Source organism: Bacillus sp. EKM501B, from assembly GCF_011800505.1.
Lineage (GTDB): Bacteria > Bacillota > Bacilli > Bacillales > Bacillaceae_G > Bacillus_A > Bacillus_A cereus.
Map to the genome: position 1 here is coordinate 188,372 of NZ_JAALFZ010000003.1, position 20,594 is coordinate 208,965.

The window sequence follows — 20,594 nt, forward strand, 5'->3', positions numbered from 1 at the left end:
TAATTGTTGTTATAAGTTAAATTATTTATTGTTACGTTCTGCACTAATTTGAAGATATGCGTTCACAAAGCGGAACATTTTTTGTGCTTGTGGATCTTTTAGTAATTTTAACAGACCGAATAGGCCGATAACTTCGTTGCTTTCTTCAGCACGATCTTTCGCTTCGATTGCAGTTGCAGCCATGCTTTTCACTGTATCTTTTACAGGTTCTACAAGCTCTGTAATTGCACCAACAGTGTCGCTTTTTAATACTTCATCAGTAGCAACAGTTTGAGCGAAGTCATAAGACTTAGTTAAAATGTTAACAAGCTCAGTTAATTTTGGAAGCTGTTCTACTAGTGTTGTTAATGATTCTTGTACCTCAGGTTTTAACAACTGATCAAGTACATCAAGTTGTCCTTGGCTAGCAGAAATTTGTACAGTTTCTTGTTCTGGCTTTGTTTGAGTCATAGTTTCTGGCATCTCCAATTCTCCTTTACGATAGCAATACTCTTATTTTTTATAAGTAAGATAGTAAACGTTTACGAAACTTTATACAAAGTTTCACAAAACACAATAAAATGCCTTTAAATTTATGACAGCAAGTAAGCTGCAAACATAAATCTAAAACCATAACGTCTTACTTATTATTTATGAACTGTCCGATACATGGCTTGTCCGCATAATGGAAAAGCTCCGTTACCGGAAAGTGTATATAATATATATCCTATATTATATACTATATACACCTATGTTAACATAAAAATGATTCCTAATTATTTGATATTAAGTGTATAACGTAGTGCTGACAAGGTATGAAAGCGTATAAAATATTTTGTTCCAGTTAGAAATGTATATACATATAAAGAAAAAAAGGAAAAAATGAACAAATTCATGTTCGTTTTTTCCTTTTTCCTATTATTCACCTTCTACAATTAGCATGGATGTGTTACCGCTTTTTTCAAGATGGCATTCGCCCCAAGTACAAAGAGAATCAAGAATGGACTCTAAAGACCAACCGTATTCTGTAAGTGAATATTCTACTTTTGGTGGTACTTGATTGTATACCTTTCTTTGAATAACCCCATCGTCTTCTAATTCACGTAATTGCTGAGTTAACATTTTTTGTGTAATCCCAGGCATTAAACGTTTTAGTTCACTCGTTCTTTTTGTGCCTTTCGTTAGATGACAAAGGATAACAACCTTCCATTTTCCACCGATAACCTCTAAAGTCGCTTCAACGGGAATATTGTATTTCTTCATATAAAAATCTCCTTTGATGAATGTAGATTTAAGTTCTCCAACAAAAGAAGCTAAATAATTAAATGTTACTAAAAAGTGCCTATAGCACTTTAAAGTACGTACTTTTTATCATGTTGAATATGTTCCATAATAGCATACGTAAGAGGGAAATGAGTAGTACGGTACTAAAAAGTGCCTATGTTACTTTTAGGTACCTATCGTACTTTTAAGTGCGTTCTTCAAAAAAAGAGTAAAGCCATTCATAATAGCGTATATCAACAGTAAAGTTATTTTTGTAGAAGATAAAAAGGCCTTTTTATCATACTATTATGATTGGATTTCTCGCATTAAGGAGGAGTTCAATTGAATTCATATACAGTATCTTCTTCGGTTATGCAGACGAATCGGAGAAGTATGTTTGCTTTATTAGCACTAGCAATTAGTGCGTTTGGAATTGGTACAACTGAATTTATTAGTGTCGGCTTATTACCATCTATCTCAGAGGATTTACATGTTTCTGTTACAACAGCGGGGTTAACTGTTTCTTTATATGCATTAGGAGTAGCGTTTGGTGCTCCAGTATTAACGTCATTAACAGCTAGTATGTCGCGAAAGACGTTATTAATGTGGATTATGATTATTTTCATTATTGGTAATGGAATTGCGGCGGTAGCAACAAGTTTTACTGTGTTACTTATTGCGAGGGTTGTATCTGCATTTGCGCATGGTGTTTTTATGTCAATTGGATCTACAATTGCGGCTGCGCTTGTACCTGAGAATAAACGTGCAAGTGCAATAGCATTTATGTTTACTGGTTTAACTGTTGCGACTATTACAGGTGTACCAATTGGAACATTTATCGGTCAACAATTTGGCTGGAGGGCCTCGTTTATTGTTATTGTGGCCATTGGAATCGTTGCTTTAATCGCCAATAGTATGCTAATTCCTTCTAATTTAAAAAAAGGTACGTCTGTATCATTTCGCGATCAATTTAAGCTGATTACGAATGGAAGACTGTTACTTGTATTTATTATTACTGCATTAGGATACGGGGGAACGTTCGTAACATTTACGTATTTATCTCCGTTATTACAAGAAGTAACAGGATTTAAAGCAAGTACCGTTACAATTATTTTGTTAGTATACGGAATTGCAATTGCGATTGGGAATATGGTCGGGGGAAAATTATCAAATCATAATCCGATTCGAGCGTTATTTTACATGTTCTTTATTCAAGCGATTGTATTATTTGTTTTAACATTTACAGCGCCATTTAAAGTCGCTGGATTCATCACAATTATTTTCATGGGACTATTCGCATTTATGAATGTTCCAGGGCTACAAGTGTATGTTGTTATATTAGCTGAGAGGTTTGTACCTAGCGCTGTTGATGTAGCATCGGCGATTAACATTGCAGCATTTAACGCAGGAATTGCTCTTGGTGCTTACTTGGGTGGTATTGTAACGAACTCGTTAGGATTAATTCATACGGCTTGGGTAGGTGGAATTATGGTAGTAGGTGCTGTTGTTTTAACTGCGTGGAGTATGACATTAGAAAAAAGAGATCAAGTAAAATAAAAGGAGAGAAAATAAAATGAAAAACTTACAAAGTAAAACAGTATTAAATAATGGTGTAGAAATGCCTTGGTTCGGTTTAGGTGTATTTAAAGTAGAGGATGGACCAGAACTTGTAGAAGCAGTGAAATCGGCGATTAAAGCAGGATACCGCAGCATTGATACAGCTGCAATTTACGGAAATGAAAAAGCTGTAGGTGAAGGAATTCGCGCGGGTATAAAAGAAGCAGGCATTTCTCGTGAAGATTTATTCATTACTTCAAAAGTGTGGAATTCGGATCAAGGATATGAAACGACACTTGCTGCATATGAAGAAAGCTTAAAAAAATTAGAGCTGGATTATTTAGATTTATACCTTGTTCATTGGCCTGTAGAAGGGAAATATAAAGATACGTGGAGAGCGTTAGAAACACTTTATAAAGAAAAACGCGTACGTGCAATTGGGGTAAGTAATTTCCAAATTCATCACTTACAAGATGTAATGAAAGATGCAGAAATTAAACCAATGATTAACCAAGTAGAATACCACCCTCGTTTAACACAAAAAGAATTACAAGCTTTCTGTAAAGAACAAGGTATTCAAATGGAAGCATGGTCACCACTTATGCAAGGTCAATTATTAGATAATGAAACATTACAAGAAATTGCTGAGAAACACGGTAAAACAACAGCGCAAGTTATTTTACGTTGGGATCTTCAAAATGGAGTAATCACTATTCCAAAATCAACGAAAGAACACCGCATTATTGCAAATGCCGATATATTTAATTTCGAATTAACGAAAGAAGATATGGAAAAAATCGATGCGTTAAATCAAAATCACCGCGTTGGTCCGGATCCTGATAACTTCGATTTCTAAGATTAAAGTAAGAAAGAAGAGTGCGTAAAAGCACTCTTTTTTTGTGCATAAAAATAGTTTCTAAATAAATACTACTTAGTATTAAGTTTGTGATAAGGGGCTGTAAACATGAATATAAAGCAATCGTTCAAGATTTTAGCTATGTTTTTAAGTGTTTTATTTGTGTTATTCCCGCTTCAAAAAGCATTTGCAGAAGTTATGGACCATACAAAGTATGAAATGAATTGGAGTTATAGTAAGTCAAAGAAGAAACCAATTCGAACAGAGCTTATTAAAACGGCAGATGGCAAAATTGCTTTTTGCTTAAATGTAGATTTGAAATCTCCAAGCGGTCAAGATTTACCGGAAATGGGGAAAGTGGATATTAACGTATACCGTGTACTATTGAATGGATATCCACAAAAGAGTCCACAAGAATTAGGTGTTTCTGATTGGAGAGAAGCACATTACGCAACGCAGCTTGCAGTGTGGAATGCGTTAAAACAAATCGATATTAATGATTTAGATTTCCGCAATAAAAATGTAGAGAAAGTAACGAAAGACATCGTTGCAAAAGCAAGCGCTAGTGAAGAGTTACAAGAAATTACGATGAGTGTAACTCCTACAGAAGAACAAGAAGCAGTATTAAAAAATGATTTCTTTGAAACAGGTTTATATACAGTAGAAACAAATGCAAAAAGCGGAACGTATAAAGTGCAAGCAACAGGTGCGCCAGCGGGCGTGAAATTTGCAAATGAAAAAGGCGAAACAAAAACAGAATTTAATGTAGGAGAAAAGTTCCGCATTTTAATTCCGAAACAAACACCAGCTGGTGGATTTAGCTTTAAAGTATCAGGAAATTTAACGAAATTACAAGGGATTGCGCATAAAGGTACATCGACTATTCAAAATGCAGTAGTATTACTTGAGCGTAGTGAAGAAAAAACAAGTCCAGAGTTAGCGGTAAGTTGGAAAAAGGCTGAGGCTCCAAATAAACCAAATAAGCCATATACTCCAAATGAACCGCATAAACCGAATCAAAAGAGATAATGAAAAAGCATTGGCGTATGCCAATGCTTTTTCATATGAATTCTTTAAAGGTATATCAAGATAATAATTAATCGAGTGAAACACTATTTTAACGTTTTAAAAAGTATTTGAAAATAATAAAATGTGACAAAATCTAAACGTTACAATAAATAGATTTTATTCACGAAATTGTAACATTATTCTAATTAGAGAGGCTATCAAACAAAGTGTAAAGCGTGTAAAATTCATTTGGAAAAACTACCTATAGATGGTCATATATGAAGAAAATGTAAGTTTTTGTTGTTATTTTTATTTTTAGATGTATAGATGACAATACTGAAAAATATCTTTTACTATTCTCTTTTTTATGTAGCAAGAGAACTCATCACAAATAGAGAGAAGTGAGGAGGGCATATTACATATAAATTTTACAATGTAAGAAAGCGAATGCATGGAGAGAAATGCGGTAGTAATAGATACAGGTGCGCGAGGTGTTAGTCCATTCATTAAATTTTTTTATAGAAATAATAGGATTACTTATTAGATGAATATATAGGGTAGTTTATCTAAATAAAGGAACAGGGGACACAGATTATGTCGAAGAAAAAGACGAGTAGGGTATTAGTAGCTGGAATATGTATATCTACATTATTATCGCCAGTAGCTTTCGAAGCATCGAAAGGATATGCAGCACCTTTGGAAGAAAATAAAGGTGGGAAATTAGAAGAGGTAAAAGAGAATAATTTTGAGCAGAGAGTATTTCAGTTGCCGGGGAAAGGTAGCGTAGAAGAAGAAAATAATCGTTTAAGAGTTACTTGGAAACTTTCCGCTAATGAACCGACTGGAATTTATGCAGAGCCAAATGAAGAGATTACAATTGACATAAAAGGAACGCAGTCTATCCAAGCTTTTATTGGAACGAGATCTTATGATGAAAAGGACCCAGAGGAGTTTGATTTAAAACCAGGGAAAAATGTTATTTCATCTTCAAGAGGCGGTATTTTATATTTTTATAATATGAATAACGAAGGAGAAGTAACAGCTTCCGTTACAAATGGTGGTAGTCACTTTCCTTTATTTATTTTAGGTAAGCATACAAAAAAAGATTGGGATGAAATGTTAAAAAAATATAAGGATCCTTATGCAGTTGAATTAAAAGGTGAGAGAAGCTTAATTACTACTACTTACGATTCTGTGCAGAAATATATGAAGAATACGGATCCAACAGATTTAATGAAATTGCATGATAAGATTATCCGTTTAGAAAACGCGGTGGCAGGGTTATCTGAGGACAGTGTTGGGTTTGCAAAATCTCCAACTCATTATGTTCAGTTTGTTGAAAAACGGAAGCCTGCTAAAGGGGACTTTATGTTTGCAAAACATTATCATACAGGATATATTCCAACTGCAATGAATAGAGTTTTAGATATAGAGGTACTTGAGAAGGATGGATGGGGACCGTGGCATGAAGTTGGTCATTTACATCAGCAAGAACCGTGGAAGTGGTCTAAAGTAAGGGAAGTAACAGTAAATATTTACTCATTAGCTGTTCAAAAGGCGTTAGGGAATCAATTAGAAATGGATGAGCACTATAAAAACTCATTTGAGTATTTAGAGAAGCCTAAAGCAGAAAGATTCATTGATGACATTAATCCTCTTACAATGTTTTGGCAATTAAATGTAGTGTATGGAGAACATTTTTATCCTAGGTTACATCAAGCTTATCGTTTGTTACCTCAGAGTGAAATGCCTCATTCTGATGAAGAGAAAAAGCAGCTATTTATTTATATGACATCGCAAGTGGCAGGGCAAAATTTAATTCCTTTCTTTGAGGAATGGGGATTAACACCAAATGATGATATTAGAGAGAAAATAGAAAAATCAAAGTTACCTAAATTAGAAAAGGAAATCTGGAAAGCTACAGATAGTAATGATATTCGTGAGAAGCAAGTTGAACCGTATAAGGTTCCATATGGTGAACCTGCTAATGAAGTACAAAATCTTTTAGTTGGTACAGATTCTGACGAGAATGAAGCAAGTAAACTTGTTCGAAATTTAGGTGAGAATGTAAAAGTAACAGGAAAGATTGTATGGCCTAAACTAGAGAATGGTAAACAGGAAGTGTTAGTAGAAATTGGGGATGAGAAAAGAAATAAAAATTCAATTCCTGTCCAAGTTAACGGATTTTATGATGACAGTATAGTTTTTCAAGGACTTTCAGATGATGTAATGTCGACAGTGACACTTCACCACAATAAGAAGAAATTAAATGTAAACTTTACTAATAATGAAATACATTACCGTTTTGAAAAAGAAGAATATATGGGCTTAACGCTATATGATCGAAATGGGATTGACAAGAAACGTGTATCTGCAGAAGGACAAGAAACGGGAAAAAGATTTGCGATGGAACTAAATGAATTGGATTTTGAATATGGTGATGTAGTAAAAGTATTCCATGCAGAACCGGATCGTCTGAAGTGGTACCAAAATAATACACTTGTAGATCAAGGGAAGGCTAAAAATAAAAAAGAGAAATTATTCCAAATCACTGAGCAAGGGTTCGAATTAAAAGATAGTTTACAAGAAGTGACGGCGAAACCGCAAAAAGTAGTAGTCGGAATGGATGTAGACAAACTAGATCCGAAAGAATTTGTACAAGTAAAAGATGGAGAAGTGGTTGGTTTTGCAGAAAAACCAAATACATCAAAAATCGGAGAACAAAAAGTAAAAGTAGGAACGAAAGATCGATTTGGAAATAAGAAAGTGACAGAAGTTCCTCTAATAGTAACATATGGAGATAGCCTACTTGTATATGGGCTAAGCTATAGAGATGGTGACTTAAAATCAATTGTAACTTTGCATCATGATACGAAAAAACTGAGTGCGACAGATACAAAGAACCTAATTCATGATTACTTTAAAGATGAAAAGTATTTTGAATTCACATTGTACGATAAAGAAGGAAGAGTGAAGAAAAATATAGCAGTAAAAGGTTTAGAGAATACGCAAGAATTTGCTAAGGAAGTAAATGGAATTGCATTTGAGTATGGAGATGTAGTGAAAGTATATCATGCGGAATCTTCTCGTTTACATTGGTATCAAAAAGATGTATATGTGGGCGAAGGAAAAAGTAAAGAGATAAAGGAATTAGTCTTCAAAATAACTGAAAATGGATTTGAAAGATTAGACGGTGAGCAAACAGTAAAAGCAAATCCGCAGCAAGTAGTAATCGGAACAAATAGCGAAACGCTAGACGCGAAGAACTTTGTTGAAGTACAGGGTGGAGAAGTAGTAGGTTTTGTAGGGGAAATAGATACGACAAAAATTGGTCAGCAAAAAGTGAAAGTAGAAACGAAAGATCGATTTGGAAATAAGAAAGTGACGGAAGTTCCTGTAGAAGTGACATATGGGGATAGTCTAGTCTATCAAGGTGTGTCCGATGTTACACGTTCAATTATTACGTTAAACCACGCTGAAAAGAAATTACATGCAACATTTACAAATGATGAGATTCATTATCGCTTTGTAAATGAACAGTATATAGGCCTTACGATTTATGATCAAAATGGAACTGAGAAAAAGCATGTAACCGCAGAAGGACAAGAAACTTCGCAGAATTTTGCAGAACAAGTAAATGGTATGGCGTTCGAGTATGGTGACGTATTGAAAGTGTATCATGCCGAGTCAGATCGTTTAAGTTGGTATAAAAAGAGTGAGTTAGTTGGAAAAGGAGATAAGAAAAAGTTTAAAGAAATTTCCTTTAAGGTTACTCCAAATGGTTTAGAACAAGTGTAATAATAAAAAAAGCTCGTAAAACATTATGTTTTACGAGCTTTTTCTATTATTCAGCTTCAGAAACTACTGTGAAGCGTTCGTTTACATGTTTTGGGTTTTCAATCTCATCAAGTGCTGCAACTGCGAAGTCTTCGTAACTTACGTAGCTATCACCTTTTGAGTTAACAAGAAGATTGTCTTTGCCAGCTTTGTAAGAACCAGTGCGTTTTCCTAATGCGAATAGTGCAGAAGGGCTGATGAATGTCCAAGTGATATCATTTGTTTGTTGTAAAATTTCTAAGTTTTTACCTTGGTTTTGAGCTGTTGCAAGATATTCTTTCGGGAAACCTGGTGTCTCAAATACACGTGTTGTTTTCTCTTCGTCTACAAATAAGCTTCCAGCGCCTCCAACTACAAGTAATTTTGTATTTGGTGCGCCTTTCATAGCTTCAATAAGTACGTTTCCTGCATCTACGTGAAGATGTTCTTCGCCTGCTGGAGCACCGAATGCATTTACAACTACGTCAAATGCCTGCAGGTCGTTAGATGTAAGAGAGAATACATCTTTCTCTAAAACTTTTACGTTTTCTTCTGTAATTTTTGCAGCGTTTCTTACGATTGCAGTTACTTCATGTCCGCGATCCAATGCTTCTTTTAAAATACGACTTCCTGCTTTACCAGTTGCTCCGATAATTCCGATTTTCATAATAAATCCCTCCAAAGTGTTTTGTTAAAGTGTATATCTGAAAGTAAATGAATTTGTTGTAATTATGTTTGTTACAACCTGTTGTAATCATTATAGTTACAGGTTGGTATTTTTGTCAATAGGGTTGTTTGTGAATTTATTTTTTGTTTTAGTATGCACAGTTAGAGGGAGGGTAGTCAGTCATAAAGATATTGTTACTGTGAACCTGGCTAATATTTGGAAATTGCAAATTGTCGAAAAATGTTGATTTTTGAATGTTTTTTAAATATAATTCGTTTTATGGAGAAAAGGAGGGGTTAATTGTATGAATATTTTAGAGCAATTTATTTCATCAACAAATACAATTCTTTGGTCATATATTCTTATTGCAATGTTAATTGGTTTAGGGCTTTATTTTTCTATTAAATTGAAATTCGTACAAATTACTCATTTAGGGGAAATGGTTCGTTTAATGAGTGATGGACTAACTGGAAAGACACGTAAAAAGGGCAGCGTATCATCGTTCCAAGCATTTTGTATGAGTTCTGCAGCTCGTATTGGTATCGGGAACTTAGCTGGTGTAGCGTTAGCTATTTCTATGGGAGGACCTGGAGCTGTATTTTGGATGTGGGTTATTGCGATTATCGGGGCTTCTTCAAGTTTCGTCGAAAGTACGCTTGCACAAATTTATAAAATAAAAGATGGCAGTGGCTTCCGTGGTGGTCCTGCTTATTATATGGAAAAAGGTTTAAATAAACGTTGGATGGGGATTTGGTTCTCTATTCTGATTACAATTAGTTACGGTTTAATTTTCAACTCAGTACAAGCAAACACAGTTACATTAGCGTTTAAAAATGCATTTGGTATTGAGCGTTACGTTGTTGGGATTGTATTAGCAGTATTAGTTGCGGTTATTATTTTTGGTGGTGTAAAAAGTATCGCGCGTATGTCGGAAATGATTGTTCCGCCAATGGCAATTCTTTATATTGCAGTAGCGATTTTCGTTGTTATTAAAAACTTCTATTTACTACCAGATGTGTTTACAGAAATCTTTAAAGGTGCATTCGGTTTAGATTCAGCTGTAGGCGGTGGTATCGGTGCTGCGATGAAATATGGTATTCAGCGCGGATTATTTGCGAATGAAGCAGGTATGGGTAGTGCACCAAACGCGGCAGCGACGGCTGATGTAACGCATCCAGCTAAACAAGGTTTTATTCAAACAATTGGTGTTTTAGTAGATACATTCTTAGTATGTACATCAACAGCATTTATCGTACTATGTTCTGGTGCATATAAAGCAACGAACTTAGAAGGTATTGAATTAACGCAAAATGCATTAAGTTCACAAATTGGTCCATGGGCGAGCAGTTTCTTAGCGATTATTATTTTCTTATTCGCTTTCAGTTCACTTCTAGGAAACTACTACTATGGTGAAACAAATATTGAATTTATTAAGCAAAGCAAAACGTGGTTAACGATTTATCGTGTTGCGGTAGTTGGAATGGTATTATTCGGTTCTGTTGCGACGCTTCAAGTTGTATGGAATATGGCAGACTTATTTATGGGTCTAATGGTAATAACGAACTTAATTGCGATTACACTTCTTGGCCGATTTGCGTACGCGGCATTAACAGACTATGTAAGGCAAAAGAAACAAGGGAAAGATCCAGTCTTCAGTGCAGATTCTATTCCTGGTTTAACGAATACAGAGTGCTGGGATAAGCCAGTGGTAACAGATAAAGAAAAAGCAGTGTAATTGAAAAGGCGAGCATCGAGGTAAATTTGATGCTCGCCTTTTTTGTTGTAGTAAATGATGAAAAGGGTGAGGGGTAATTATTAATATAACTTTTTTGTTTGTTCCTCTCGTTATTTGTGGGGAACGTACTGTTTTAAAAGTATGGCTGGTCGAAGAGGATAAGAGATTGAGTATTGGATAAATGCATGTAATAGCTATATTTTTATGAAAAAAACACGTATGTTAAGATAGTTAACGTATTCATGTCATAAAACCTAACATAAAGTTCTTGATTACTAAAAGTTTTTAGAATATAATTTTCTTATTGTTAGGAAGAGGGGGCAATGCAAATATGGATTTTTTAGCTAGGGTAATTGGGGATGTAAATAATATCCTTTGGTCATATGTCATTATTGCGATGTTAATTGGGTTAGGGCTCTATTTTTCATTTCGTGTGAAATTTGTCCAAGTTCGTTACTTCGGTGAAATGATTCGATTACTTGGGGATGGAGCAAGCTCGAAAACGAGAAAAGCGCAAAAAGAGAAGAGTGGCGTATCATCATTCCAAGCATTTTGTATGAGTACAGCTTCTCGTGTAGGTACTGGTAACTTAGCTGGTGTAGCTATCGCAATCTCAGCGGGTGGTCCAGGAGCAGTATTTTGGATGTGGTTAATCGCGGTAATTGGGGGTGCTTCTGCATTTGTAGAGAGCACATTAGCGCAAATTTATAAAGTGAAAGATGGGAATGCATTCCGTGGGGGCCCAGCGTATTATATGGAAAAGGGTTTAAATAAACGCTGGTTAGGTGTTGTGTTCTCTGTTCTAATAACAGTAAGTTTCGGATTGATTTTTAATGCTGTACAGTCTAATACTGTAGCGGCAGCTTTTGATGGGGCATTCAAAACAGATAGTAGATTAGTAGGTCTTGTTATGGCTGGTTTACTTGCCGTTATCATTTTCGGCGGAGTAAAACGAATTGCTCGCGCGGTTGAAATGATTGTTCCAGTAATGGCAATTATTTATGTAGCAGTGGCATTATTCGTTGTCGTAACAAACATTACGTCAATTCCATATGTATTTAAAGAAATTTTCTTACATGCTTTCGGAATTAAAGAAGTAGTAGGCGGAGGATTAGGAGCTGCGATTTTATTAGGAGTAAAACGTGGGTTATTCTCAAATGAAGCAGGTATGGGTAGTGCGCCGAACGCAGCAGCGACTGCAAACGTAACGCATCCAGTTAAACAAGGTTTTATTCAAACTTTAGGGGTATTTACAGATACATTATTAATTTGTAGTTGTACAGCATTTATTATTCTTTTATCAGATGTGCATAATGCAGCTGATTTAAATGGAATTCAATTAACGCAGCAGGCGTTAAGTCAACATATCGGTCCATGGGCTTCTATATTTGTAGCAGTTGCAATCTTCTTGTTTGCATTCAGTTCATTAGTAGGTAACTACTACTATGGTGAAACAAATATTGAATTCTTAAATGGAAGTAAAGTGCTATTAACAGCGTACCGCATTGCTGTACTTGGTATGGTTATGTTAGGATCTGTAGCGACAATTCAAATCGTTTGGGATGTAGCAGATTTATTCATGGGTATTATGGCTGTTATTAACTTAGTGGCGATTGTATTCCTCTCTAAGTATGCTTTTGCGGCATTATCAGATTACGTAAAGCAAAAGAAACAAGGGAAAGATCCGGTATTCTATGTGGATTCTATTCCAGGTTTGAAAAATACAGAGTGCTGGGATAAGTCAGCAGTAGCTGATAAAGAAAAAGCAGTATAATGAGGTGAGCATCAAGTGAAACTTGATGCTCATTTTTTGTTTTATCCAGCTGTTTATAGATGGTAAAAGACGAACATTTATGAGCATTTCATAATTAAATGTAATTTTTTAAAGAAAAGTGCGGATATGAGTTGTGATTTATGTTAGAATGGAAAATGCCTTTGAAACAAGAGTTTTTATGACATTTCCTATCCAATCGAAGGTTACGGAGGAGAAATGGAAAGTTCGGATTATTTCTTGTTTTGAATGGTCAGACGTTCAACGTTAATGAAGAGTTAAATGGAGGATTTTATTAATGAAGTTTGTTATGTTCCTTGTAGGATTACTCGTTGTATTTGTACTCGGTTTTCTTATAAGTGCCGATCGAAAGAAGATTAAGTATAAACCAATCGCAATTATGCTTATTATTCAGCTAGCATTATCTTATTTCTTATTAAATACGCAAGTTGGTTATATTTTAGTAAAAGGAATTTCAGATGGATTTGGCGCACTTCTTGGATATGCGGAAGCTGGAATCGTTTTCGTATTTGGTGGTCTTGTTAATAAAGGAGAGGTTTCATTCTTCTTAACAGCGCTATTACCAATCGTATTCTTTGCGGTTTTAATCGGAATTCTGCAACACTTTAAAATTTTACCGATATTTATTCGTGCTATTGGTACGTTGTTAAGTAAAGTAAATGGTCTAGGAAAACTAGAATCATATAATGCAGTAGCAGCTGCCATTGTTGGACAAGCAGAAGTATTTATTACAGTAAAAGATCAATTAAGTAAAATCCCAAAACATCGTTTATATACATTATGTGCATCTTCTATGTCGACAGTGTCGATGTCAATCGTTGGTTCTTATATGAAAATGATCGAACCGAAATATGTAGTAACAGCACTTGTATTAAATTTATTTAGTGGTTTCATTATCATTCATATTATTAACCCGTACGATATTACAGAAGAAGAAGATACACTGAAATTAGAAAATAAGAAAAAACAATCATTCTTTGAAATGCTAAGCGAGTACATTATGCTTGGTTTCACGATTGCGATTACAGTAGCGGCTATGTTACTTGGTTTCGTAGCATTAATTACAGCAATTAATAGCTTGTTTGATTCAATGTTCGGTATTACATTCCAAGCTATTTTAGGATATATTTTCTCACCATTAGCATTCGTAATGGGTATCCCGCAAGCTGAGATGGTAACAGCGGGACAAATTATGGCAACAAAATTAGTATCAAACGAGTTTGTTGCGATGCTTGATCTTGGAAAAGTAGCTGGTGATTTATCGGCTCGTACAGTTGGTATCCTTTCTGTATTCCTTGTATCATTTGCGAACTTCTCATCTATCGGAATTATCGCAGGTGCAACGAAAGGTATCGATGAAAATCAATCAAATGTTGTATCATCATTTGGTCTACGCCTTGTGTACGGTGCGACATTAGTAAGTATTCTATCAGCGATTATCGTTGGTGTTATGTTATAAAAAAGATGGCTCTAGCTCATAGCTAGGGCTATTTTTATGGTAAATTTGCATGAAAAAACCAATTAATTAGGAATATATTAACATATAAAAATCTTTTAAAATTTATATTGCATTTCGTCTAGATAACGCTTACAATTTGATTTGTAGGTGGTATCAATTTCAGACTTTCAATTATGGTAGGAGAGAAGAAGCTACCTTTTATAAATTGCAATTTATGTAAACGCTTACTGATTTTAGATGACAGTTGAATAGTTTTAGGGGTTTTAAATTTTTTTAACAACAATGGTCAGACGTCATTCGTTATACGTTATACGACCAATAACTCGTGGGAGAAGTGGAGGATTCACATATGAAGTTCGTAATGTTTCTAGTCGGTTTACTTGTAGTGTTTGTACTAGGTTTCCTTATCAGTTCAGATCGTAAGAAAATTAAATATAAACCAATTGCACTTATGCTTGTCATTCAATTGGTACTTGCGTATTTCTTACTAAATACAAAGGTCGGATTCGTATTAGTAAAAGGAATCGCAGATGGATTTGGCGCTATTTTAAAATTTGCGGAAGCTGGGGTTAATTTCGTATTTGGTGGTCTAGCAAACGATGGACAAGCACCATTCTTCTTAACAGTATTATTACCGATTATTTTCTTAGCAGTATTAATCGGGATTCTGCAACATATTAAAGTTTTACCGATTATCATTCGTGCAGTCGGTTTTCTATTAAGTAAAGTTAACGGTTTAGGAAAACTAGAATCATATAATGCGGTAGCAGCTGCAATCGTTGGTCAAGGGGAAGTATTCATTACAGTAAAAGATCAACTAAGCAAATTACCGAAAAATCGCTTATACACACTTTGTGCATCTTCAATGTCTACAGTATCGATGTCAATCGTCGGTTCTTATATGAAAATGATTGATCCAAAATATGTAGTAACGGCACTTGTATTAAACTTATTCAGTGGATTCATTATCGTTCATATCATTAATCCATATGAAGTAAAAGAAGAAGACGATATTTTAGAATTACAAGAAGACAAGAAACAAACATTCTTTGAAATGTTAGGCGAATATATTATGCTTGGTTTCTCAATCGCTGTAACAGTAGCGGCGATGTTAATCGGTTTCGTAGCATTAATTACAGCAATTAACGGTGTATTCGATTCAATTTTCGGAATCACATTCCAAAGCATTTTAGGATACATCTTCTCACCATTAGCATTCGTAATGGGTATTCCAACATCAGAGATGCTACAAGCAGGACAAATTATGGCAACAAAATTAGTAACGAACGAATTCGTTGCAATGCTTGACCTTGGAAAAGTAGCTGGTGATTTATCAGCTCGTACAGTAGGTATTTTATCTATCTTCCTTGTATCATTTGCGAACTTCTCGTCTATCGGAATTATCGCAGGTGCAACGAAGAGTATCGATGGCAAACAAGCAAACGTTGTATCATCATTCGGTTTAAAACTTGTATACGGTGCAACATTAGTAAGTATATTATCAGCGATTATCGTTGGGGTTATGCTTTAATAAATTAAGAAAAGCAATGAGCGTAGGCTCATTGCTTTTTTTGTTTAACTTGCTTTATCCAAGTCTCTTTTAAAACGTGGTTTCTCTAAATAAGTTCCCAGTCTCCACACATATTCCACTGGCCCCATTCGGTATTTCTGGAGCCAATAGGTGCTAACGAATAATTGAATCGTATAAATTCCGATGGTTAAAAGAATACCGAAGAAATAGCCGATTTTCCCGTATAAGCCAAATCCATATGCGTAAAAAATGGTTGTTGCGATAATAGATTGAGCTAAGTAATTACTAACGGACATTTTCCCCATGTTCGCCATGTATGTTAGTAGACGGGTTGCTTTTTTGTAATGGAATAATAAAATGATTGTGCTTCCGTAAAAGAAGGTCATAGTTACTGGTGTAAGGCCATCTTGTAACATAATTAAAAGCGGGTGCTTTACGAACATAGCTAAGATTTTAATTGTAAAAGAGAAGAGACCGGTGGCAAACCATATTTTTTTGACAGCAGGTATATGTTTACTGACCTCAAATAGCCAGCCTTTTTTCCCTACATACATTCCGAGTAGGAACAGTGGAGACATAAAAATTATTGCGAAAACTGATATGAAAAATAATCCGAATGCACCGTCAATTCCCATGTAATCAAAAGGATTTTCAGTCAATCTAAAGTTGACGTGATCCATATAGCTTCCAGTTTGATGGACTTTATGTTCTTTTTCAGTATAAGGTGCAAAATCATTTATATTTGTAGATGGATCAGTTTGATAAGACATAAGTGTAATAAGTGCGAGTAGAATAATCGCCCAAATGAGCAAAGTTTTCGGTTTTCGATTGATGAACATCATTAAGAAAATCCCGATTATTCCGTATGCAAATAAAATATCGCCCTCCCAAACAAAAGTGCCGTGAATGTAGCCTAGTAGTAAAAGAATGATAATACGTCTTATGTATGTGGGGAAGAATTTTTTTCCTTTTGCGATAATACTTTTTTGTAACAAAATAATGCTAAGCCCAAATAGAAAAGAAAATAGGGATATAAAGTTATGTGTACCGAAGAATTGAATAAACCAATTAGCGCCTTTATCAAGATCGCCGAATAGATAAGTTGGTTTTTCACTGGTGAAGAACCCGAATTGAATTAATGTCATATTGACTAGTAAAATGCCAAACAAAGCGAAACCACGAATTGCATCAACAGATTCTACACGTTGATTCATTTTTCCTCTCCTCGTATATTCGTTTTTATATTGAAAATAATACCATTTTATAGCTGGCACTATGTCAAATATGAGGAAATTTAAGGTGATTTTAAGATAGAGAGCAAACAAAAAAATCACCTTAATTCATGTATTAAGGTGATTGAAATATTATTCAGCTGGAGGCGTAAATGTACGTTTCTCTAATTCAGCATCTAGCATAAACAGTGCGTTTGAATCGCTTGTAATACGTTTTAATTTTTGAATGATGCTATCAAATGAAGCTTCTTCTTCAACTTGTTCGTCAACGAACCATTTTAAGAATGTAATTGTTGCATGTTCACGCTCGTCCCAAGCGATATCAGATAAGTTGTAAATACGTTTCGTTACTTCACGCTCGTGCTCAAGTGCGACTTCAAAAGCGTTTAATACAGATTCGTATTCGTTATTCGGATTATCAAATCCAGTAATAATAGCGCGCTCTCCGCGGTCATTAATATAGTTGTAAAGCTTCATTGCGTGGAAACGTTCTTCTTCAGCTTGTACAAGGAAAAAGTTAGCGAATCCATCATAGCTCTCAGCTGTACAGTAAGCAGCCATTGCCATATAAGCATGGGCAGAGTAAAATTCAAAGTTCATTTGTTCATTTAATGCGTCGTGCAATTTTTTTGATAACATAAAATCCCCCTTAGTATTGTGACAAGAATATTATACCATAATTGATAATATTCTCATTTAGATGCTTCGAACCTTTTCGAAAGCTTTGTGACGTGTGCGTCCATAATATCTTGTAAGTCTAAATCATATTTTTGCGAAAGAATAATAAGGTTAGATAGTACATCGCCAAGTTCTTCTTTTAGTTCTTGTTTTAGCTCTTCTTCTGTTTTCGCATCTTCATCAGGGCGATCGCGCCCGATTTCAATAGCACGAACGACTCGTGAAACTTCCCCAACTTCCTCGGTTAAGAAATTTAAGCGAATAAAGGCATTATACTGTGACCAGCTTCGTTTTTCGTAAAATTCCTCAACCCATCTTTGAAATGCAACGATATCCATTTCTTCCTCATCTCCTCAATATGTTGTACAATGTTCATTGTATCATAACAATATATAGTTTCGGGGTGTAGGAATGAGAAAGATTTGTGTGTTTGCAGGTTCTAATTTAGGGGAGAGACCAGAATTCAAAGAGCAGGCAATTCAGTTAGGTAAAATGTTTGTTGAGAACGACTATGAGCTCGTATACGGTGGTTCATGTGTCGGATTAATGGGAGAAGTAGCAAACGAAGTTCTTCGTTTAGGTGGACGTGTAACAGGTGTTATGCCGCGCGGTCTATTCCGAGGAGAAATTGTGCATACAGGATTAACAGAATTAATTGAAGTAGAGACGATGCACGAACGTAAAGCGAAAATGGCAGAGCTTGCAGATGCTTTTATTGCGCTTCCAGGTGGATACGGAACGTTTGAAGAACTATTTGAAGTTGTATGTTGGTCACAAATTGGTATACATAATAAGCCGGTTGGTTTATTAAACATAAAAGGTTTTTACGGACCAATTTTGCAAATGGTTGAACGTGCAGCAGAAGAAGGATTTATGAATCCATCAAATAAAGAATTGATCGTTTCAGCAGAGACAGCAGATAAACTAATTCATGCAATCCAAAATTATGAGCGTCCTGTTTTGGGAACGAAGTGGAAGCAACTATCATAGCAAATACGGAAACACATGTCGTTTTAATTTAAGATGGCATGTGTTTTTAATTTGGTTAAATATGTTAATTTTTAGGTGTAATGTTTTTGGAAAAGGAGAAAGAGATGGAGGAGTTTGTGTATTTAAGACCGGTTTTTAAAAGTATTTTAGCAGCATCTATTCTTGTTATGCTAATTGTTTTGAGACAGAAGAAAGAGTTGATTAATGAATTTTCGCTTTGGTTTATCTCGGTATTGTGTATCGGTGTTTCCGCGATAACGTTGTTTATGTCTGGGTTTATCGTTGATGAGTATAATCTAGGTGGAGATCCACAATCGTTTTGTATGTTTATTGCGATTGGTTGTATTAGTGGTCTGAATTTCATTATTTATTACAGAAGGCAATAAAAAGAGGCATTCCGTATTACTTTGGAATGCCTTTATTATTTTGATTGCTTTGTTTTTTATACAGGTACCAGCCACCCCAGCCGCCACCAATTGCTACGACAACGAGGAAAGCATAGTCCTTAACCTCGACACGTATATTGAAAATATTAGCTATAAGTAAGAGAATCCCAACTGTTATTAACGCAAAAAATGCTCTAATTAAGTAGTCTTTCAACTGAACCACTCCCGTCATTTAAGTAGTAAATGATGAATTTGGAAAAGCTAAAGGGTGTTTCCTATATTTTAACATAGATGAGATTGTAATATATTGATAAAAGTAGGGGAGAGGTGTTTGTTAATATTGTCGTGATTTGTCGATAAGTCGATATAATTGAAAAATCGCTGATATATTGGAGGGAATCGCCGATATAATTGGAAAATCGCTGATATGTTGGGGGGAATCGCCGATATATTGGAAAAATCGCTGATATAAATTTCATGTACCAGCATGCGCGATCAATCTATAGAAAAAAGCGACTCTGAACGAGCCGCTTCCGCTTTAAAGTAATATCTAGCTCCGGTAGCTAGAATGTTCGGTGGCTTCGCTTTTTCCTGCGAGGCAAAGAGCGCCTCTACGTCGAAAGCTCCATCCCCCTCACATTCTGAGCAAGCTACCTCCGCTTTTAGGTGATATCCAGCTCCAGCGGCTAGAATCTCCGGTCATTTCACTCTCTCGCTCGAAGCAAAAAGCGCTTCAAGGTCGAGAGCTCCAATGCCCTGCGATTCTGAGCAAGCCGCTTCCGCTTTTAATTATTATTGATTCAAGAACGCACGTAGCATCCAAGCGTGTTTTTCTAGTTCTGTGTAGATGCCTAGTAGTAGGTCAGATGTCATTTCATCGTCAGAGTCTTGAGCGATTTCCATGCCTTTTTTCAGTTCGACTAGCATCATTTCGTAGTCTTTCATGATTGCTTCGACCATCCCTTCTGCAGTTTCTCCGTATGCTGCTTCTTGAATAGAAGATAGTTCTAAGTATTCTTTCATTGTTGCTACTGGTTTGCCGCCAATTGCTAAAATACGTTCTGCAATTTCATCGATGTGAGTAGCTGATTCTGTGTAAAGTTCTTCGAATTTCTCGTGTAATGTGAAGAATTGAGGTCCTTTTACGTACCAATGGAAGTTGTGAAGTTTTGTGAATAAAACGCTCCAGTCTGCTACTTGTTTGTTTAATACTTCGATTACTTGTTTGTTCATTATGATCAATCTCCTTTTGAGTTGTTATGTGATATCAATTACTAATTTGTAATAATTATAATCTAGTAATCTCTATAAATCAACCCTTTTGCTGGAATTAATTTGAACAAATTATGAACTGTTGTAAATAAAAGGCCCTATTACGGTGAAGTAATAGGGCCTTTGTTTGAGATATGGCTCTTGTTCTAAACGAGCCGCTTGTGCTTTTAATGATATCCAGCTCCGGTGACTAGACCAGTCGGTCATTTCGCGCCTTCCTGTGAGGCAAAGAACGCCTCTTCGTCAGGAGCTCCAATGCCCTCCTGTTCTGAGCAAGTCACCTCCGCTTTTAATTGATATCCAGCTCCGGTGACTAGACCAGTCGGTCATTTCGCGCCTTCCTGTGAGGCAAAGAACGCCTCTTCGTCAGGAG

Annotated in this window: 18 protein-coding genes; 10 read left to right on the forward strand and 8 right to left on the reverse strand. The window is 35.5% G+C overall.

Annotated features, from left to right (window positions below):
- Positions 1 to 21: 21 nt before the first annotated feature.
- Positions 22 to 462: a DUF1641 domain-containing protein gene (locus HFD78_RS10045; protein WP_001115311.1), complete on the reverse strand. Its 441-nt coding sequence runs from the start codon at positions 460 to 462 to the stop codon at positions 22 to 24.
- Between the two features lie 435 nt (positions 463 to 897).
- On the reverse strand, positions 898 to 1,242 hold the full coding sequence (locus HFD78_RS10050) for a winged helix-turn-helix transcriptional regulator (protein ID WP_000760475.1): 345 nt from the start codon (positions 1,240 to 1,242) through the stop codon (positions 898 to 900).
- Positions 1,243 to 1,614: 372 nt separating this feature from the next.
- Between HFD78_RS10050 and HFD78_RS10055 the strand changes: the two genes are divergently transcribed.
- The 4 genes from HFD78_RS10055 (at position 1,615) to HFD78_RS10070 (ending at position 8,461) form a co-directional block, all read left to right on the forward strand.
- Complete coding sequence (locus HFD78_RS10055) at positions 1,615 to 2,799, forward strand: MFS transporter (protein WP_162840098.1); 1,185 nt, start codon at positions 1,615 to 1,617, stop codon at positions 2,797 to 2,799.
- Between the two features lie 16 nt (positions 2,800 to 2,815).
- A complete protein-coding gene (locus tag HFD78_RS10060) occupies positions 2,816 to 3,655 on the forward strand; it encodes an aldo/keto reductase (protein WP_000793550.1) in 840 nt (279 codons plus the stop codon).
- A 108-nt stretch (positions 3,656 to 3,763) separates the two neighbouring features.
- Positions 3,764 to 4,684, forward strand: coding sequence for a thioester domain-containing protein (locus HFD78_RS10065; protein WP_001022515.1), 921 nt, complete (start codon positions 3,764 to 3,766; stop codon positions 4,682 to 4,684).
- A gap of 573 nt (positions 4,685 to 5,257) precedes the next feature.
- Positions 5,258 to 8,461, forward strand: a complete 3,204-nt coding sequence (locus HFD78_RS10070; protein WP_000038386.1) for a putative mucin/carbohydrate-binding domain-containing protein — start codon at positions 5,258 to 5,260, stop codon at positions 8,459 to 8,461.
- A gap of 46 nt (positions 8,462 to 8,507) precedes the next feature.
- Here HFD78_RS10070 and HFD78_RS10075 read toward each other — a convergent pair whose 3' ends face one another.
- Positions 8,508 to 9,146, reverse strand: coding sequence for an NAD(P)-dependent oxidoreductase (locus tag HFD78_RS10075; protein WP_000689896.1), 639 nt, complete (start codon positions 9,144 to 9,146; stop codon positions 8,508 to 8,510).
- 304 nt (positions 9,147 to 9,450) lie between these two features.
- On the opposite strand from HFD78_RS10075, the gene HFD78_RS10080 reads away from it, so the two are divergent.
- The 4 genes from HFD78_RS10080 to HFD78_RS10095 all read left to right on the forward strand — a co-directional run bounded on the left by HFD78_RS10080 (position 9,451) and on the right by HFD78_RS10095 (position 15,663).
- On the forward strand, positions 9,451 to 10,881 hold the full coding sequence (locus tag HFD78_RS10080) for an alanine/glycine:cation symporter family protein (RefSeq protein ID WP_001022923.1): 1,431 nt from the start codon (positions 9,451 to 9,453) through the stop codon (positions 10,879 to 10,881).
- Between the two features lie 331 nt (positions 10,882 to 11,212).
- Positions 11,213 to 12,655: an alanine/glycine:cation symporter family protein gene (locus tag HFD78_RS10085; protein WP_000346418.1), complete on the forward strand. Its 1,443-nt coding sequence runs from the start codon at positions 11,213 to 11,215 to the stop codon at positions 12,653 to 12,655.
- A 295-nt stretch (positions 12,656 to 12,950) separates the two neighbouring features.
- A complete protein-coding gene (locus tag HFD78_RS10090; RefSeq protein WP_000673839.1) occupies positions 12,951 to 14,132 on the forward strand; it encodes a NupC/NupG family nucleoside CNT transporter in 1,182 nt (393 codons plus the stop codon).
- A 349-nt stretch (positions 14,133 to 14,481) separates the two neighbouring features.
- Positions 14,482 to 15,663: a NupC/NupG family nucleoside CNT transporter gene (locus HFD78_RS10095; RefSeq protein ID WP_000673874.1), complete on the forward strand. Its 1,182-nt coding sequence runs from the start codon at positions 14,482 to 14,484 to the stop codon at positions 15,661 to 15,663.
- Between the two features lie 44 nt (positions 15,664 to 15,707).
- On the opposite strand, the gene HFD78_RS10100 is transcribed toward HFD78_RS10095, so the two are convergent.
- The 3 genes from HFD78_RS10100 to HFD78_RS10110 form a co-directional block, all read right to left on the reverse strand.
- A complete protein-coding gene (locus tag HFD78_RS10100; protein WP_098255157.1) occupies positions 15,708 to 16,877 on the reverse strand; it encodes a DUF418 domain-containing protein in 1,170 nt (389 codons plus the stop codon).
- A gap of 150 nt (positions 16,878 to 17,027) precedes the next feature.
- Positions 17,028 to 17,534, reverse strand: a complete 507-nt coding sequence (locus HFD78_RS10105) for a ferritin (RefSeq protein ID WP_000949403.1) — start codon at positions 17,532 to 17,534, stop codon at positions 17,028 to 17,030.
- A gap of 53 nt (positions 17,535 to 17,587) precedes the next feature.
- Entirely contained in the window at positions 17,588 to 17,911 is a 324-nt protein-coding gene (locus HFD78_RS10110; protein ID WP_000355746.1) for a MazG nucleotide pyrophosphohydrolase domain-containing protein, read from the reverse strand.
- A gap of 73 nt (positions 17,912 to 17,984) precedes the next feature.
- Between HFD78_RS10110 and HFD78_RS10115 the strand changes: the two genes are divergently transcribed.
- Together HFD78_RS10115 and HFD78_RS10120 are read left to right on the forward strand one after the other, a co-directional pair.
- Positions 17,985 to 18,563: an LOG family protein gene (locus HFD78_RS10115; protein WP_001225751.1), complete on the forward strand. Its 579-nt coding sequence runs from the start codon at positions 17,985 to 17,987 to the stop codon at positions 18,561 to 18,563.
- Positions 18,564 to 18,667: 104 nt separating this feature from the next.
- Positions 18,668 to 18,949: a hypothetical protein gene (locus HFD78_RS10120; protein ID WP_000390910.1), complete on the forward strand. Its 282-nt coding sequence runs from the start codon at positions 18,668 to 18,670 to the stop codon at positions 18,947 to 18,949.
- Between the two features lie 16 nt (positions 18,950 to 18,965).
- Here the strand turns inward: HFD78_RS10120 and HFD78_RS10125 are convergent, their stop codons facing one another.
- Both HFD78_RS10125 and HFD78_RS10130 read right to left on the reverse strand, forming a co-directional pair.
- Positions 18,966 to 19,163, reverse strand: a complete 198-nt coding sequence (locus tag HFD78_RS10125; RefSeq protein WP_000656313.1) for a hypothetical protein — start codon at positions 19,161 to 19,163, stop codon at positions 18,966 to 18,968.
- A gap of 578 nt (positions 19,164 to 19,741) precedes the next feature.
- Positions 19,742 to 20,182 carry a Dps family protein gene (locus HFD78_RS10130; RefSeq protein ID WP_001041895.1) on the reverse strand — a complete coding sequence of 147 codons (441 nt, stop codon included), beginning with the start codon at positions 20,180 to 20,182 and terminating at the stop codon, positions 19,742 to 19,744.
- Positions 20,183 to 20,594 lie beyond the last annotated feature (412 nt).

What these genes read in the sequence shown, in the direction of transcription:
- HFD78_RS10050 (WP_000760475.1), bottom strand. Translation starts at nt 1,242, where the DNA reads ATGAAGAAATACAATATTCCCGTTGAAGCGACTTTAGAGGTTATCGGT.
- HFD78_RS10120 (WP_000390910.1), top strand. Translation starts at nt 18,668, where the DNA reads ATGGAGGAGTTTGTGTATTTAAGACCGGTTTTTAAAAGTATTTTAGCA.
- HFD78_RS10045 (WP_001115311.1), bottom strand. Translation starts at nt 462, where the DNA reads ATGCCAGAAACTATGACTCAAACAAAGCCAGAACAAGAAACTGTACAA.
- HFD78_RS10090 (WP_000673839.1), top strand. Translation starts at nt 12,951, where the DNA reads ATGAAGTTTGTTATGTTCCTTGTAGGATTACTCGTTGTATTTGTACTC.
- HFD78_RS10105 (WP_000949403.1), bottom strand. Translation starts at nt 17,534, where the DNA reads ATGTTATCAAAAAAATTGCACGACGCATTAAATGAACAAATGAACTTT.
- HFD78_RS10055 (WP_162840098.1), top strand. Translation starts at nt 1,615, where the DNA reads ATGCAGACGAATCGGAGAAGTATGTTTGCTTTATTAGCACTAGCAATT.
- HFD78_RS10075 (WP_000689896.1), bottom strand. Translation starts at nt 9,146, where the DNA reads ATGAAAATCGGAATTATCGGAGCAACTGGTAAAGCAGGAAGTCGTATT.
- HFD78_RS10085 (WP_000346418.1), top strand. Translation starts at nt 11,213, where the DNA reads ATGGATTTTTTAGCTAGGGTAATTGGGGATGTAAATAATATCCTTTGG.
- HFD78_RS10115 (WP_001225751.1), top strand. Translation starts at nt 17,985, where the DNA reads ATGAGAAAGATTTGTGTGTTTGCAGGTTCTAATTTAGGGGAGAGACCA.
- HFD78_RS10080 (WP_001022923.1), top strand. Translation starts at nt 9,451, where the DNA reads ATGAATATTTTAGAGCAATTTATTTCATCAACAAATACAATTCTTTGG.
- HFD78_RS10070 (WP_000038386.1), top strand. Translation starts at nt 5,258, where the DNA reads ATGTCGAAGAAAAAGACGAGTAGGGTATTAGTAGCTGGAATATGTATA.
- HFD78_RS10130 (WP_001041895.1), bottom strand. Translation starts at nt 20,182, where the DNA reads ATGAACAAACAAGTAATCGAAGTATTAAACAAACAAGTAGCAGACTGG.
- HFD78_RS10065 (WP_001022515.1), top strand. Translation starts at nt 3,764, where the DNA reads ATGAATATAAAGCAATCGTTCAAGATTTTAGCTATGTTTTTAAGTGTT.
- HFD78_RS10060 (WP_000793550.1), top strand. Translation starts at nt 2,816, where the DNA reads ATGAAAAACTTACAAAGTAAAACAGTATTAAATAATGGTGTAGAAATG.
- HFD78_RS10110 (WP_000355746.1), bottom strand. Translation starts at nt 17,911, where the DNA reads ATGGATATCGTTGCATTTCAAAGATGGGTTGAGGAATTTTACGAAAAA.
- HFD78_RS10100 (WP_098255157.1), bottom strand. Translation starts at nt 16,877, where the DNA reads ATGAATCAACGTGTAGAATCTGTTGATGCAATTCGTGGTTTCGCTTTG.
- HFD78_RS10095 (WP_000673874.1), top strand. Translation starts at nt 14,482, where the DNA reads ATGAAGTTCGTAATGTTTCTAGTCGGTTTACTTGTAGTGTTTGTACTA.